This is a genomic window from Embleya sp. L77 (genome assembly GCF_055557415.1).
On sequence record NZ_CM145710.1, the window covers coordinates 3,420,500 to 3,434,969 of the forward strand.

Consider the following 14,470-nt stretch of genomic DNA (forward strand, 5'->3'; position numbering starts at 1 on the left):
CACGTGCGGCCCCGGGCGGGTCTGCTGCGGCTACTGGACGGGCCGGTAGTCCGCGCCGCCCTCGGTCAGGAGGCGTTCGGCCTCTGCGTAGATCGCCGCGGCGTCCTGGTCGAGGTTGAGCGTCTTGCGGAACGGCTGGCGTACGTCGCGGTCGATGCGCAGGTACACCTCGTTGCGGTTGCCCTCGGGGTCGAAGAAGTAGATCCCGAACGCGTTCCCGTGCGTCACTTCCTGCTGGACGATGACGCCTTCGGCCCGGAACCGCCGGTGGAAGGCGACGATGTCGTCCAGGGACTCGACCCGCCAGGAGATCTGGTGCTGCTGCTTGGCGCCGATCTCGGCCGTGCGCCCGATCTGCAGGACGAACTCGTGGTGCTCGACGTCCGGCCGGGCGCTGAGGAAGACGATGCCGAAGTCCTCGTCCTCGTCGGTGACCGTCAGGCCCATGACGCGCGTGTAGAAGTCGCGCATGGCGGCCAGGTCGTTGACCCACAGCCCGGTGTGTCCGAGCTCCGAGATCGGCATGGTGGTTTGCCTCCAGGTTCCAGGGGTGGTGTCGGCCGTCGGTGTCAGGCCGGCACGGGCGCGGGCCGGCCGTACGCGGCCAGGTCGATTTCGGGGTGGACGGCAGAGCAGCCGGTGCATGTGCGGGCGTCCTTGTCGGCGTTGAAGCGTGCGCACGCTGCCGCGTAGACCTCGCCTGGAGGGACGTCGTTGTCGTGCTGCCACTCGTAGCGGTGCAGTTCCTGCTCGCATCCCGGGCAGTACCAGGCGGCGCCGAGCCGCCCGGCGTCGGCGGCGAGGTAGCGGATGGTGATGCCGGGTTCGCGGGGCACGAGGCGGTGCGGGGTTCCGGCGGGTACGTAGACGTGGTCGCCGGGGACCGCCTTGAACCGGTTGACCGTGCTGTCGCGCAGGTGGACGTCGACGACGCCGGACAGCTGGCTGATCACGGTGTCGCGTTCGCAGATCAGGTGGAACGGCTGCGCGTGGGTGTTGTGCGCGAGGTAGATCTGCGGGTCGGTGTCGGCCGGCAGGACCGGGATGTCGGCGTAGTCGCCGAGCTCGGGGGCGACCTTGATGGCGTGGAGCATGCGGCGGCGGGTCACCGGTCGGCCTCCTTCGTGTCGGCGGCGGCCGCGACCGCTGCGGCCGCCTCGGCCAGGGCGTGGTGGGCGGCGTTGACGGCCCGTGTCTGGGCGACCTCGCGGGCCCAGCCCCACTGGGCGCTCGGGAAGCCCTCGTTGACGTGTCCGCATGCGGAGCAGGTGCGGCCCTGTTCGGTGTTGCGCATGTCCGCGAACTCGGCCGAGCCGAGTGCGGTGGCGAACTGCCGTACCGGGTCGTGGTCCTCGCCGTAGCGGGCGCTGTCGTAGCCGGGCAGACCGTGCGGCGTCGCGTCGTACGTGTGGTGCACCAACTCGGCCTTGCACGCCTTGCAGCGGCCGATGAGGGCCTCGGACTGGTCGCCGGCCTCGGACTGGTGCTGGGTCACCACGATGACGGCGAAGGCCTCGGGGTCCTTCTCGTCGCGGAGGAACGAGTTCACTCCGTGCAGGTTCTGGGTCGCCATGATCTGGCCGGAGGCCAGCAGCGACTTGTTGGCGCCGTAGACGACCACCACCTCGTTCACCGTGTTCCAGTGGAAGAAGTGGCCGTACTCCTGGTCGGGGCCGCCGATCAGGACGTTGCCGCACGGCACGATCGCGCCGGCGTGGTCGTATGGGAACAGCGGGGTCAGCTGGGCGGCAGCCTTGGCCATCCGCTCGTACACGCTCGCTTTCAGCGGTTCGAAGTCGGCGGCGGGCGGCGGGATGTGCCGGGTCTCCTCCAGCGCGACGCGCTGGGTGGACGTCTGCGTCACGTCGTGTCCTTCCTGGCAAGAATGTTGCATCGTGCGGAACACTGACCGCCATTGTGGTACCACAATTCGTCGATTGGCAAGAACGCGCCCGCGAGAGCAGGCGATCCGCCGTTTGTCCAGACCTTGCATTGGCCAATTCAATGGGTCACAGTACGGGTCAGCGTTCCGCACAGTGACACATCGAGGAGTGGCCATGCCTCTGTACCTGAGCCTCCACCAGGCCCCCGGCCTGTCGCCCGAGGAGATCGCCGGCAATGCGCCCGAGGTGGCGCGGCAGGTCCACGCGAAGTTCGTCCGGCTCTACGTCAACACCGACTCCGGCTTCATCGCCTCGGTGTACGAGGCCGAGAACGTCGGCGCGGTGGAGCAGGAATTCGAGCGGGTCGGCTTCCCGTTCGACGCGATCCACGAGATCGACTTCGTCCAGGACGCGGACGCCCTCGCTGCCCTGGTCGCGCGGCTCGACGGGTCCTCCTCGTGACCGACGAGCCGTTCCTGGACCGCCCGATCACCCTGCACCTGCGCGGCGACTGGGGCCAGGCGAACATGCACCGCATCTGCGGATGGATCGCCCAGGAGGTCGGCGACCGCGTCCCCGAGGGCTCGCGGTTCGCCATCTGGTCCGGACGCGGCGGCCTCGACTCCGTCGCGGCGCTGCGCCGCGGCGAGGCCGACATCACCGTCGTCACGCCCTCCGCGGCCGTGCAGATGCTCGACCGGTCCGGACATCTGGACGGCCTGCGCGCGCTGGGTGTGATCGGCCAGCGGGACCGCCTCGTGGTGGCCGTGGACGCCGGCCTGCAGGTCGCGAGCGTCCCGGAGCTGGCGCAGCACGCGGACCGGCTGACCATCGCGACGTCCCCCGACGACGGCGTCAACCTCATCGGGCTCGCCGCGCACAAGGCGCTGCGGCTCGCCGGGCTGGACCTGGCCAAACCGCGGTTCGCCTACGACGAGCGGCCGTTCCCCGCGATCGCCCGGTTCGCCGACGCCCAGACGGACGTCCTGGTCCACGAGGCGATCATGACGCCACACTGGCAGCGGATCGACCGCGTACGGCCCGTGAAGTACCTGCCGTGGGGCGACGAGGCCGTGCAGGCCTTCGCCGCAGAGGGCTGGCCGACGGCCGTCGTCGAGGCCGGGTACTTGCCCGGGCTGGAACACGACTTGGAGACGCTGGACTTCTCCGACTTCGTCATCCTGTGCCGCGAAGACCTCGCCGAGGACGTCGCCTACCTGGCGACGTGGTGCATGGTCAAGACACGCCATGCGCTGGAGGCCCAGTACGCGCACCTCCCGGCCGACCACACGCCGGTGACCTATCCGGTGGTCCCTGCCGACATGGCACGAGCCCCGATCCCGCTGCACCCCGGGGCAGCCCGCGCCTATCTGGACCTCGGTTCGGAAGGCGACGCCGTGGTCGGCCCGCCGATCTGGGGCTGACCCCGGACGGTGTCGGATCGACCGCTCAGGCAACCACACCAGTAACCAGTCAGGTGACAGGAGAGACCGTGGCCGTCCAGCTCGCGCACGTCGACGAAGCAACCCCGTACCGCACGCAACTCGCCGCCCCCACCGGGCCGATCGTCCTCGTCAACACCTTCATCGCACCGGAAGGCAAGATGGACGAAGTCCTGGCGGCCTGGAAGCTCGACTCCGAGTACTTCAAGAGCAAGCCCGGCTTCATCTCGGCCCAGCTGCACCGCGGCACCGCAGGCAGCAACGCCCTGGTGAACATCGCCGTGTGGGAGTCCACGCAGCAGCTCGCGGCGGCCTTCGCCGCTCCCGAGTTCCAGGAGCACATGAGGCGCTACCCGGACGGCACGGTCGCGTCCCCCCACGTCTACGAGAAGGTCGCCGTCGAAGGCATCTGCGTCGCCTGAGCATCGACTCTTCCATCAGGCCGAGGGCCGGTCCGACATCCTCCGCGGTTGCCGGACCGGTCCTCCCGCACGTACCGGCATACGTCGGCCCCTCACTCCAGAGAGCACAAGCCAACCGTGACCACCCCCAGTCCCCGCTCCCCGTCCGCCGGCAAGAGGATAGGCCGTCACGTGCGGCACCCGGCCGGCGTCCAGGAGCACTCCCAGGCCTTGGCCGTCCACGCCGCAGTTGTTCGAGACCAGGCGCAGCGCGGTGGCGCCCTGGTCGTGGAGTGCGCGGATCAGGGTGTCCGGTATGCCGCACAGCCCGAATCCACCGACGGCGATCGAAGAGCCGTCGGCGATGTCTGCCACGGCGCTCTGCGCGGTGGCGAATGTCTTGTCCATGGTGAAGGGACTTCTGGTGTGAGTCTGCGGCCCGCGCATGTGCGGCAGGGCCTCGGATGCCTGCGCACCGTTTCCACCGACGCCGAGGATCACCAGGCCCTACCGCCCTGCACCGCTTCGGAGATCGTCAAGACGAACGCGACGCCGTCATGCGCCGGCCCGGGATTCCGGAGGATGGCGCCTTCTCAGGCGACACACACTCCGGGCACCGCTGTCGGCCGGAGGAGCCGGCGCAGGCAGGTCGTGCCCTTGGGGTAGTCGACGGCGAGTGCCGCGAATTCCGGTGCCGCAACGGCGTCGCTCAGCGCTTGCGCCGACTCCCACACCGCCAGGTTCACGAACACCCGGCTGCCTGAGGTGCCCTGGTGCATTTGTGCGGAGATGAGTCCCGGACGGGTCTTCATGTAGATCGCATGCGCCGTCCAGCCCGCCAGCACCGCGTCACCCGCGCCTTCCGGTGCAACAAGCACGTCGAGGAGCACGCATGGCCCGGCGTCCACGCCGAACTGGCCGTGAAAGGGGCGGCTTTCGTCGAACTCGGCGAAGCCGAGCCCGTCGTCCGTTCCGGACATGCCCGTATCGAGGTCGGCTGCCGCGCCCGATGTCCGCTCGGAGGCCTGATCGGGCCGACGACGGGCGCCGAGGCACACACTTGGCACGGCGATCCTGCGCACCAGGTGCGGATACGCCACAGTGCCTTCCGGATAGGCGGCCAGACTGGCCTGGAATGCCTGCTGGTGGAAGGCGTCGCGCAGCGCACCGAGGGATTCCCACACGGCTACGTTCGTCATCACATGGCTGTCGCCGGTGCCGGTGTAAAGCTGTGCCGAGACGGCACCGGGTTGGGCCTTCATGATGAGCGCACCGGCGCGCCACGCCTCCCGGACTTCGGGTATGCGACCGTCCGGGGCCACGAAGGTGTTGATCACAACGGCGGGGTCGTCATCGGTGCTGTCTTGCAGTTGTGCGGGGAAGGGAGTGGACGGGTCCAGGGCCTTCAGCTCGATCATGCGGTGCACCTCCGTCATCTTGCGCTGTGCGCGCCGGTCATCAGGGCAGCGAGGTCGTCCGGTTCGATGAAGGACGGCGGCGGGGGCGGGCCCCAGTTGAACAAACCGCGGGCGCCCTCGAAGACCTCCGGGGTCCACGCCGCGTCGTCGAGCACCGTGTCCAGGTCGGAGTAGTACTCGCTGAAATTGCCCGCCGGATCCTTGAGGTACCAGAAGAAGTTCGACCCCACGTGATGCCGCCCAAGGCCCCAGACATGCCGCTCGGGGTGCTCCTGGAGCATGGCCATCGCGCCGCGACCGACGTCGTCGACGTCGTCGACCTGCCAGGACGTGTGGTGCAGGAACACGACGGGGGCGCGCAGCACCAGCAGGTTGTGGTGGTCGGTGGAACAGCGCAGGAAGGCGCCCACGTCGCCCATCAGGTCGCTCACTTTGAAGCCCAGGCCGTCCCGGAAGAACGCGGTGGTGGCGGCGAAATCGGGGGTGCCCAGGACGATGTGGCCGAGCTTGCGCGGTCGCACCGGTGCGGAGCGCAGGATGCCGGGCGCGCGGGTGTCGGCACGTTCGGTACGCCCCGGGCCGTTGTACGGGGTGGCCGGCGCGGCCTCCTGGGAGACACGCGGCTCCACCTGCAGGACCGCCCGTACGCCGGTGACCGGTTCGACGACCACCAGTTCCTCGGCCGCTCCGGCCGCAGTGGTGGCGGTGATGCCGAGACGTTGCAGGGCGGCTGCGGCGCGGCCGAGATCGTCGGGGCTGTCGGCGCCGATCCGCGCCTCGACGAGGCGGCGGGTCGGGGCGCGGACGATGCGCAGCTGGCGTCCGCCGTCCCGGGTGGTGTGCCAGCCGTCTCCGGCATGGCCGAGACCGAAGTCGGCGTAGTAGTCGGAGGTTTCCTTCGGGTTGGGGACTCCGATGGTCGCGGAGGCCAAGCGGTGCAGTGCCACGGTGAGCTCCTCGGTGTCGGTTCCGGTCAGGCGTGGAAGGTCTGGCGCAGCTCGCCGATGCCTTCGATGTGGCTGACCAGCTCGTCACCGGGGGCCAGGAAGCGCTGGGGGCTGCGGCCGATGCCGACGCCGGCCGGGGTGCCGGTGAAGATCACGTCGCCCGGGAGGAGCGGCAGGATCATCGACAGGCGGGCGATCAGTTCGGGGACCGGGAAGATCAGGTCGGCGGTCCGGCCCTTCTGGACCTGTTCGCCGTTGACGGTGCACCACAGGTCCAGGTCGTCGCGGTCGGTGAACTCGTCGGGTGTGACCAGGCACGGGCCCATCGGGGCGAATCCCGGGAAGGACTTGCCGAGCCCGAACTGCGGTGCGGGTCCCGTCATCTGGGTGATCCGCTCGGACAGGTCCTGCCCGGCGGTCAGGCCTGCCACGTGGTCCCACGCGGTTTCGGGCGCGACCTGGTAGGCGGGCTTGCCGATGACGACGACGAGTTCGACCTCCCAGTCGGTGTGGCCACCCTCGGGCAGGCGTACCCGGGTGACCGGGCCGGTGATGGCGGTGGTGAACTTGGTGAACACCGGCGGCAGCAGGTCGGGGACGTCGAAGCCGGCTTCGTCGGCGTGCGCGCGGTAGTTGAGCCCGATCGCGAGCAGCTGTCGCGGCGCGGGCGCCGGGGATCCGAGGTATTCGGGCTGGTAGGGGGTGCCGGCGGGCAGGTCCGCGGTCCGGGTCCAGTCGCGGAACTCGGCCCAGTTCTCGTAGACGCCCTGGGGGTCGGGGCCGAACCGGCCCGCGCTCGCGGTCTCAACGTCGACGGCGGTGCCGTCGGCGAGCAGGACGAGGCGGCCGGCAAGGTTGGCGATGCGCATGGTGGTGGCTCCGTGGTTCGGGTCGGTGGTGGTGCGGGCGTCACACGAGGGGGGTGATCTTCTCGTCGACGCCGAGGAGGGCCTTGCCGAGGACTTCGATGCCGATGGCGGGTGCGGCGACCGCGTGGCGACCGGCGACGTTGGCATCGCGCCATATCCGCTGGAGCGGGTTGACCTCGGCGAAGCTGCCGGCGCCGTGGACGTCGACGAGCAGGTTGATGGCGTCGAGGACGTTCTGCACGGCCCAACCGGTGTCGGCGCGCACGCGCGCCCGGACCAGTGCGTCCGGGTAGACGCCCGCGGCCGCGGCCTCGTCGATGTCGGCGGCGGCGCGCTCGGCGTGCAGCCGCGCGGTGTCCAGGCGCAGCGCGGCCTCGGCGATCTTCAGTTGTACGCCGACCGAATCGGCCTGCCGCTCGTAGAAGGTGTACGAGATGGGCTTGCTGACCGCCTTGGCGCACACGTAGTCCAGCGCGGCCTTGCCGAGGCCGAGTTGCGGGCCGGCCAGGACGAACGCGAGGACGGCGACGAATCCGGACCGGTAGAAGGGTTCGTCCTTGTGCTCGGTGCCGAAGTCGCCCTCGATGGCGGCCGGGACGGAGAGCACCCGGTGCGCGGGCACGAACACGTTTTCGGCGATGAGGCAGTTGCTGGCCGTGCCCTTCATGCCGGCGACGAACCAGGTGTCTTCCAGACTGAGGTCCGCGCGCGGGACCAGCACGAGTCCCTGGTCGACGATCTCGCCGGCGTCGTCGGTGATCGGGACGCCGAGCACCGCCCACGAGGAGTGCCAGGAGCCGGAGTTGTAGTACCAGCGGCCGGTCACCCGCCATCCGCCGTCGGTCTTGACGGCGGTCGCGGTGGGGCTGAGCACCCCGGTGACGCGCGCGTCCGGGTCGGCGCCGAAGACGTCGTCCTGGGCCTGGGTCGGGAAGAGGCCGGTGAGCCAGTTGCAGACGTTGACCAGGGTGACGACCCAGGCGGTCGACCCGTCGCCTTCCGCGAGGGCCGCGGAGGTGTCGAGCATCGCCCGCGCGCCGGCCTCGTGGCCGCCGTAGCGCTTCGGGGTGCCGAGCTTGAACAGGCCCGCCGCGGCGATCGCGTCGATGACCTCGTCGGGGACGCGCCGGTCGGCTTCGGTCTTGGCGGCGTGCTCGCGCAGCAGGGGTTGGAGCGCGACGGCGCGCTGGACCAGTTCTTCCCGGGGGGCCATTTCTGTTCTCCTCCAAGGCTTCGTAGGACGTGACCGCCGGGCGGTCGGGGCGGGCGCTCTCATACGCGGGCCAGTGCGCGAATGTGCCGGTGGATGGCCTGGTCGACCGATCCGGCGTACGCCGAATGGGTGCCGAACGTGCGGTAGCCGTAGACCAGGGGCGCGGCGTCGCGCGTCCGTACCGCGTCGACCGCACCCAGCACCAGCAGGTGGTCGCCGCCTTCGACGGCCTGCTCGACCGTGCACGCCAGCCAGTTCGGGGCACCGCCGAGCCGCGGCAGTCCCGCGTCCCACTCCCACGCCACCCCGGCGAAGCGGTCCGGGTCCCGGCGGGCGAAGCCGAGCGCCAGGTCGGCCTGCTCGGCGGCCAGCACGTTCACCGCGAACCGCCCGGCGGCCAGGATCTCGGCCAGCACGCGCGATCCGCGGTCCAGGGCGACGGTGACCATCGGCGGCCGCAGCGACAGCGAAGCGAACGCACTGACCGTCGCGCCGTACGGCGTACCCGAGTTCGCGGTGGTGACCACGGTGACGGGGGCGCAGACACCGGCCATCAGGTCGCGGAAGTCCTGCTCGTGAACCATCGCCGCTCCATTCAGCATGTTGAATATGACGATAGTGCCCGCAGTGTGTGGGGCGGTCAAGACTGTGGCAACATATTCGCCATATTCAATTCACGAGGAGGTCCGGGTGTCGGTGGACAACGGCGGCATGGAGCCCCCGGCGCTGCGGCGCGGCGACTGGGAGCGCGGCGGTACGGCGCCCAGCCGGCCCGAGATGGCCGCCGCCCGGATCGCCGCGCTGGTCGCCGAGGCCGATCCCGGGGCGCGGCTCGGCACCAAGGAGGAGCTGCGCTCCTTGTGCGGGGTGTCGGTCGGGACGTTCAACGAGACGCTCCGCCTGCTGCAGGCGCGGGGGTTGGTCACGGTGCGTTCGGGCCCAGGCGGCGGTCTGTTCGCGGCCGAGCAGTCGCCCATGGTGCGGCTCGGCCACTCGGTCCTGGCGCTCGATGCCGACGGTTCCGACGTTGCGGAGGCCGTGCGGATCCGCAACGCGCTCGAGCCGCTGCTGCTGGAGGATGCCCTGTGGCACGCCTCGCCTGCGGACCTCGCCGACATGCGCAAGGTCTTGGACGAGATGCGCGCGGCCTCCGAGGCCGACGACGCCCATGCGTTCATCCGTGCCAACTGGCGGCTGCACGCACGGATCGCGCATGTCAGCCCGCACACGCTGCTGCGGTCGCTGTACCTGAGCCTGGTCGAGTTGGTCGAGGCACGCACCCAAGCCGTCCGGCCGGACGGCGACACCTCGCTGTCCGAGCACATCGCGCGTCGGCTGCAGCTCCATGTGGACCTCGTCGAGGCCCTGGACCGCCGGGACCGCGACGCCGTGATGCGGCTGGTCCAGGCGCACAACACCACCGCCCGCGACGGCGACGCCGCGTCTTGACGTACGTGCTGCCGCTTCCGATCACGGCAAGATGGCCGTGCCGGCGCCCGGGAGCGGCGCCGGCACGGCCCGTACACGTCAGCGTGAGAGCGCACGGTCCGGACGCTCGATCCTGGGCAGCGCCAGTGCCATGAGCATCGCGAGGACCACCAGGGCGGCGAGGGCGAAGTACGCGTTGCGGTACCCGTCGTCGAGATAGAACGCCGTCCCCTGCATGACCGCGGAATGACGGTCGAGGACGACGAACAGGATCTGGTACGCGATCACCCCGGTCGCCTGGTAGAGCAGTGCGCCCACCCCACTCGCCGCGGCCTGTTCCTCGGGGTTCACCACCGAGACGATCATCGATCCGACCGCGGCGACCATGATGCCACCGCCCAGGCCGATCACCGCTCCCGTGGCGATGATCTGTGCCTCGTCGGCGTGGTGCAGGCCGGCGAGGACGAAGCCGGTCGCCAGGATCGCGGTGCCGGCGAACCACAGGGTCCGCAGTCCGGCGCGGCGCAGCAGCAGGCCGGCGGCCACGCCCGCGGCCGTGGTGATGATGCCGGCCGGGATGCCGACGACCGCGGTGTGCGTCATCGTCCAGCCGAGCCCGTCCGAGGTGTGCGGGATGGCGGGGTAGAGGGCGAGGAAGGTGAGCACGACCGGGGACACGAAGAACACGCCTTGGGCGAGCGACGGTCCGGCCAGTACCGCGGCGACCGAGCGCCGCTTGAACATGCGCACGTCCACGACCGGGTGTGCGGCCCGGAGTTCGACGAGCACGAACAGCACCAGCGCGAGCAGCCCGCCGCCGACACAGATCACGAAGCGGCCGCTGCTCCATCCCCAGGCGTCGCCCTTGCCGATGCCCCAGACGATCAGGCCCATGCCGCCGCCCAGGAGCAGGCCGCCGAGCCAGTCGAAGCCGGCCATGCTGGCGGTGTGCGGGGTCTCCGGGGTCAGCGCGATACACGCTGCGGCCACCGCGGTGGAGATGGTCAGTGCCCACAGGGCGGACTGCCAGCCGTAGCGGTCGAGCAACTGGCCTGCCAGCAAAGGGCTCAGGACCTGGGCGAGGCCGACCGATCCGGCGATGACGCCGTAGACCGCGGCGACGCGGCGCGGCGGGAACAGGTCGCGCACCGAGGCCATGATCAGTGCCGCGATCGGCCCGTAGAGGCCGCCGATGGCGCGGCCGACCAGCATGATCGGGTAGTTCGGGGCGAGCACGGTGACGATGTCGCCGACGATGCCGGCGGCCGCGAGGATCAGCATGACGCGGCGCTTGCCGAAGATCTCGCCGCAGCGCATCGCGAACGGCACGGTCACGATCGAGACGAGGACGAACGCCTGGGAGAACCAGGCGATCTGGGTCGTGTGGAAGTGCTGGGCGATCTGCGGCTGCGCGTTGCCGCTCAAGGCGCCGACCACGGCCAGGAGTTGGGCCGGCCAGATCAGGGCCAGGGCGATCAGCAGTGGTCTTCGGACGATGCCTCGGGGGGCGGCCGCTTCGGCGGCCAGGGCAGGGGTGCTGGTGGGCACGGCTTTGACTCCCGGGAGGTGCGGACGGGGACCGCGTCGCGGCCGGGCCGGACGGAGACCGGGCACGGTGCAGCGCGGCGCGGGTGTGCGGTGGTACCGGGGGTGGCTGTGGTGCGTGGTGGCTCAGGCGGTGGCGTTCTGGCCTCGCCGCCCGATGACCGAGTCGTACGGACGCATGCGGGTGATCTGCCGTCCGTCGTCGCTGAAGTCGAGGAACTGGCGCCACATCAGGCGCACCCGGAAGTCGGCCCACATCGCCTCGACCGGTTCGATGCGCAGCAGGACCTGCTGGCCGGCGGCCTCGGGCGGCTTCACGTTGCCCAGCAGCGTCTCCTGGGCCTCGTGCTGGGCCTTGCACATCGAGATCTCCACGGCGTGCGCGATCTCCGCGGGGTCGCTGACGACCGAAGCGCGGCCCTTGACCTGGAGGGAGCGGGTCGAGGTCCGTTCGTCGTAGCCGCCGGGCGGGTCGTAGCTGACGGCGTAGCTCACCCGGGGGTCGCGCAGCACGTCGCCGTACTTGCGGGTGTAGACGAACGTGTGCATGTAGACGATCAGCCCGTCCGCGGCGAAGTGCATGTGCGAGGCGGACGGGAATCCGTCGGCGGACAGCGTCGCCAGCGTGGCGACCGGCTCGTCCTGCAGAAGCTCGCAGACCGACTTCTCGATGTCGCCCAGGGTCGGTTCCTTGGCTGCCATGGCGCTCCTCGGGTTCGTGGACGTGCGAACGGCCACCTGCGCGCTCCGGCTCCAGGAACCGCGGTCTCCAGCACGTCCAGATTTCGGTACTGTTGCACGATGCGGAACATCGGCCGTCAGGGTGACACCAAAATCCGAGACTTGGCAAGACCCATCCGCCCGGGACGCAAAACAGCGGCCGGCCCCCGATGACGGGGACCGGCCGCTGCGGCCTGTTCTCGAATGCTCAGCCCACGCGGTCGCCGAGCTCCTTCGCGACGCGCTTGACCGCCTCGCCGGTGGCGGCGACCCAGGCGTCGTCGGCCCGCGAGCGGGGCGCCGTCGCCGAGATGGACGCGCGGGCGCGCCCGCGCTTGTCGCGCACGACGGCGCCGACGGCGTAGACGTCGTCCTCGCTCTCGCCGTTGTTGGTCGCGTAGCCGCGCCGGCGCGTCTCCTCGAGCTGGACCATCAGCTGCCCCAGCGTGCTGACCGCGCGCGGCGTCGGGGTGGGCAGGACTCCGCCCGGATACAGGGCGTTCAGCTCCGCCTCCGAGAGCTCCGCGAGCAGGGCCTTGCCCGCCGCGGTGGCGTGCGCGGGCAGCGTCCAGCCCATCCGGCTGCCGGTGCGGACGGTCTGCGTGCTCTCCACACTGTCGACGAAGACCACCTCGGCCCCGCGCAGCGCGGCCATGTGGGCCGTCTCCCCGGTCTCGTCGCGCAGCCGCGTGAGAGCACTGTTCGACAGTGCGCGCAGGTCCATGTTCTGCACCACGGACAGGCCGATGTCGATCAGGACCGGGCCGGGCTTGTAGGCGCGGGACATGCTGTCCTGCTCGACGAAGTGGTGATGGCTGAGCGTCGCAAGCATCCGGTGCACCGTAGAGCGCGACAGTCCCATATCGCGGGCCACCTGGTTGACCCGGATCATCTGGTGATCCTCGAACAGGCGCAGCAGGCGCAGCACGTTGTCCACTGCGCCGATGAGGCCGTTCGGCCGTTCCACCTGGGCGTTGTCCTTCACGGAACCACCGTTGTCATCCACACGGAGCACAATACCCCAGTGAATTCAACCCCTTGCTCCTCTCTCTAACATGAGCCATTCTACGGGACAGTGTTCCGTATGATGCGTCATAGTGAAGCGGGTGCCTCGCACCGGCGCATCCGTGCCGCACCGTCTCCCGCGACGGCGAAAGTCGTTGCGCCCCCTGGGGAGCTGACCATGGACCAACCCCTAGATCCGGCTGCCGCCGGGCGGCCCGCCCTGCCGCCCGGGCTGGACACCGAACTGCTGATCGTCGGCGCCGGCCCCGCCGGACTGTTCGCCTGCTACTACGCGGGACTGCGCGGTCTCGACGTGGTCCTGCTCGACTCGCTGCCGCATCTCGGCGGGCAGGTCGCGGCGCTGTACCCGGACAAGGAGATCTTCGACCTCGCCGGATTCCCCGCCGTGCGCGGCCGCGAACTGATCGCCCGGTTGACCGAGCAGGCGCTGACCGCGCGGCCCCGGATCCTGCTCGAGGAGGCAGCGGGAACACTGTCCGAAGGACCGGACGCGGTGACCGTGACCACCTCGGCGGGGCGCGTCATACGCACCCGCGCGGTCCTGATCACCGCGGGCATCGGCCGCTTCACCCCGCGGCCACTGCCGGCACTCGACGGCTACACCGGCCTCGGCGTCGAGCACGTCGTGGCAGCACCGCACACCTACGAGGGCCGCGACGTGGTCGTGGTCGGCGGCGGAGACAGCGCCGTCGACTGGGCCAACTCCCTGGCACCGCATGCCCGCAGGGTCACGCTCGTGCACCGCCGGAGCAGGTTCCGCGCCCACGAGCACGCCGTCTCGCAACTTATGGACTCACCCGTCCGCGTCCTCACCAACAGCGAGATCGCCGAGGTGCACGGGGAGCGGTCCGTCCATGCGGTGACCGTCCGCGACTGCGGCACCGGGAACTTCGAGCGGTTCCCCGCCGACGTGCTCATCCCGGCACTCGGCCACATCGCCTCGCTCGGGCCGCTGACCGGCTGGGGCCTGCGCATCGACCGTCAGCAGATCCAGGTCGACACCGACATGTCCACCGGCGTGGACCGCGTCTACGCCGCAGGCGACATCACCGCCTACGGCGGCAAGGTGCGGCTGATGGCCGTCGGGTTCGGCGAGGCCGCCACCGCGGTCAACAACATCGCGGTCCGCATCCGCCCCGGCGAGGACCTCTTCCCCGGCCACTCCAGCGACCTCGCCCCGGCCGGCGTCCCCGCCACCGCCCACTGACGCACGCATCGGTCCCCCAGGAGGACGCCATGGCGTACGTGATCAACGAAAAGTGCATCGGCGAACTCGACGGCGCGTGCGTCGACGTGTGTCCCGTCGACTGCATCTACGAAGGCCTGACCAAGCGCTACATCAACCCCAGCGAATGCATCGACTGCGGCGCCTGCCTGCCGGAATGCCCGGTCGACGCGATCGTCGCGCCCACCGGCGATCCCGACCCCGAGTGGGCCCGCGACAACGCCGCCTTCTTCGCCCTGCCCCTCCCCGGGCGCGAGACCCCGCTGGACAGTCCCGGCGGGGCGTACGGAACCGGACCGATCGGGGTGGACACCCCGCTCGTCGCCGACTGGAACAAGGAGTCCCACTAAGCC

The 14,470-nt window shown here is 70.4% G+C and carries 17 protein-coding genes and 1 pseudogene; 6 read left to right on the plus strand and 12 right to left on the minus strand.

What is annotated here, in order from left to right; genetic code table 11:
• Positions 1-30: 30 nt before the first annotated feature.
• The 3 genes from ACZOOI_RS44475 to ACZOOI_RS44485 are packed head-to-tail and all read right to left on the minus strand — an operon-like array spanning position 31 to position 1,864.
• Positions 31-525: a VOC family protein gene (locus tag ACZOOI_RS44475; RefSeq protein WP_465282512.1), complete on the minus strand. Its 495-nt coding sequence runs from the start codon at positions 523-525 to the stop codon at positions 31-33.
• A gap of 44 nt (positions 526-569) precedes the next feature.
• The gene (locus ACZOOI_RS44480; RefSeq protein WP_465282513.1) at positions 570-1,109 is read right to left on the minus strand and encodes a cupin domain-containing protein; all 540 of its coding nucleotides are present in this window, start codon (positions 1,107-1,109) and stop codon (positions 570-572) included.
• Positions 1,106-1,864 (minus strand): hypothetical protein, encoded by a 759-nt coding sequence (locus tag ACZOOI_RS44485; RefSeq protein WP_465282514.1) that lies wholly within the window; start codon positions 1,862-1,864, stop codon positions 1,106-1,108. The genes ACZOOI_RS44480 and ACZOOI_RS44485 overlap by 4 nt, the downstream gene beginning before the upstream one ends.
• A 193-nt stretch (positions 1,865-2,057) precedes the next feature.
• Here ACZOOI_RS44485 and ACZOOI_RS44490 point away from each other — a divergent pair, with 193 nt between their 5' ends.
• The 3 genes from ACZOOI_RS44490 to ACZOOI_RS44500 all read left to right on the plus strand — a co-directional run bounded on the left by ACZOOI_RS44490 (position 2,058) and on the right by ACZOOI_RS44500 (position 3,747).
• Positions 2,058-2,345, plus strand: a complete 288-nt coding sequence (locus tag ACZOOI_RS44490) for a nickel-binding protein (protein ID WP_465282515.1) — start codon at positions 2,058-2,060, stop codon at positions 2,343-2,345.
• Positions 2,342-3,307: a TAXI family TRAP transporter solute-binding subunit gene (locus tag ACZOOI_RS44495; RefSeq protein ID WP_465282516.1), complete on the plus strand. Its 966-nt coding sequence runs from the start codon at positions 2,342-2,344 to the stop codon at positions 3,305-3,307. Before ACZOOI_RS44490 ends, ACZOOI_RS44495 begins: the two co-directional genes overlap by 4 nt.
• A 68-nt stretch (positions 3,308-3,375) precedes the next feature.
• Positions 3,376-3,747, plus strand: coding sequence for an antibiotic biosynthesis monooxygenase family protein (locus ACZOOI_RS44500; RefSeq protein ID WP_465282517.1), 372 nt, complete (start codon positions 3,376-3,378; stop codon positions 3,745-3,747).
• Positions 3,748-3,912: 165 nt separating this feature from the next.
• Here the strand turns inward: ACZOOI_RS44500 and ACZOOI_RS44505 are convergent.
• The 6 genes and pseudogenes from ACZOOI_RS44505 to ACZOOI_RS44530 form a co-directional block, all read right to left on the minus strand.
• A pseudogene (locus ACZOOI_RS44505) lies at positions 3,913-4,134 on the minus strand (CoA-transferase); the annotation flags it as partial.
• Between the two features lie 185 nt (positions 4,135-4,319).
• Positions 4,320-5,144 (minus strand): antibiotic biosynthesis monooxygenase, encoded by an 825-nt coding sequence (locus ACZOOI_RS44510; RefSeq protein ID WP_465282518.1) that lies wholly within the window; start codon positions 5,142-5,144, stop codon positions 4,320-4,322.
• Between the two features lie 14 nt (positions 5,145-5,158).
• Positions 5,159-6,091, minus strand: a complete 933-nt coding sequence (locus tag ACZOOI_RS44515; protein ID WP_465282519.1) for a VOC family protein — start codon at positions 6,089-6,091, stop codon at positions 5,159-5,161.
• Between the two features lie 26 nt (positions 6,092-6,117).
• Complete coding sequence (locus ACZOOI_RS44520) at positions 6,118-6,960, minus strand: fumarylacetoacetate hydrolase family protein (protein ID WP_465282520.1); 843 nt, start codon at positions 6,958-6,960, stop codon at positions 6,118-6,120.
• 40 nt (positions 6,961-7,000) lie between these two features.
• Positions 7,001-8,173, minus strand: a complete 1,173-nt coding sequence (locus tag ACZOOI_RS44525) for an acyl-CoA dehydrogenase family protein (protein ID WP_465282521.1) — start codon at positions 8,171-8,173, stop codon at positions 7,001-7,003.
• 59 nt (positions 8,174-8,232) lie between these two features.
• On the minus strand, positions 8,233-8,757 hold the full coding sequence (locus tag ACZOOI_RS44530; RefSeq protein WP_465282522.1) for a flavin reductase family protein: 525 nt from the start codon (positions 8,755-8,757) through the stop codon (positions 8,233-8,235).
• A 106-nt stretch (positions 8,758-8,863) separates the two neighbouring features.
• On the opposite strand from ACZOOI_RS44530, the gene ACZOOI_RS44535 reads away from it, so the two are divergent.
• Complete coding sequence (locus tag ACZOOI_RS44535; RefSeq protein ID WP_465282523.1) at positions 8,864-9,622, plus strand: FadR/GntR family transcriptional regulator; 759 nt, start codon at positions 8,864-8,866, stop codon at positions 9,620-9,622.
• 78 nt (positions 9,623-9,700) lie between these two features.
• Here ACZOOI_RS44535 and ACZOOI_RS44540 read toward each other — a convergent pair whose 3' ends face one another.
• The 3 genes from ACZOOI_RS44540 to ACZOOI_RS44550 form a co-directional block, all read right to left on the minus strand.
• A complete protein-coding gene (locus ACZOOI_RS44540) occupies positions 9,701-11,149 on the minus strand; it encodes an MFS transporter (protein ID WP_465282524.1) in 1,449 nt (482 codons plus the stop codon).
• Positions 11,150-11,272: 123 nt separating this feature from the next.
• The gene (locus ACZOOI_RS44545) at positions 11,273-11,848 is read right to left on the minus strand and encodes a pyridoxamine 5'-phosphate oxidase family protein (RefSeq protein ID WP_465282525.1); all 576 of its coding nucleotides are present in this window, start codon (positions 11,846-11,848) and stop codon (positions 11,273-11,275) included.
• Between the two features lie 226 nt (positions 11,849-12,074).
• Positions 12,075-12,851 carry an IclR family transcriptional regulator gene (locus ACZOOI_RS44550; RefSeq protein ID WP_465282526.1) on the minus strand — a complete coding sequence of 259 codons (777 nt, stop codon included), beginning with the start codon at positions 12,849-12,851 and terminating at the stop codon, positions 12,075-12,077.
• Positions 12,852-13,049: 198 nt separating this feature from the next.
• Between ACZOOI_RS44550 and ACZOOI_RS44555 the strand changes: the two genes are divergently transcribed.
• Together ACZOOI_RS44555 and ACZOOI_RS44560 are read left to right on the plus strand one after the other, a co-directional pair.
• Complete coding sequence (locus tag ACZOOI_RS44555) at positions 13,050-14,099, plus strand: NAD(P)/FAD-dependent oxidoreductase (RefSeq protein ID WP_465282527.1); 1,050 nt, start codon at positions 13,050-13,052, stop codon at positions 14,097-14,099.
• 29 nt (positions 14,100-14,128) lie between these two features.
• Positions 14,129-14,467, plus strand: a complete 339-nt coding sequence (locus ACZOOI_RS44560) for an indolepyruvate ferredoxin oxidoreductase subunit alpha (RefSeq protein ID WP_465282528.1) — start codon at positions 14,129-14,131, stop codon at positions 14,465-14,467.
• Positions 14,468-14,470 lie beyond the last annotated feature (3 nt).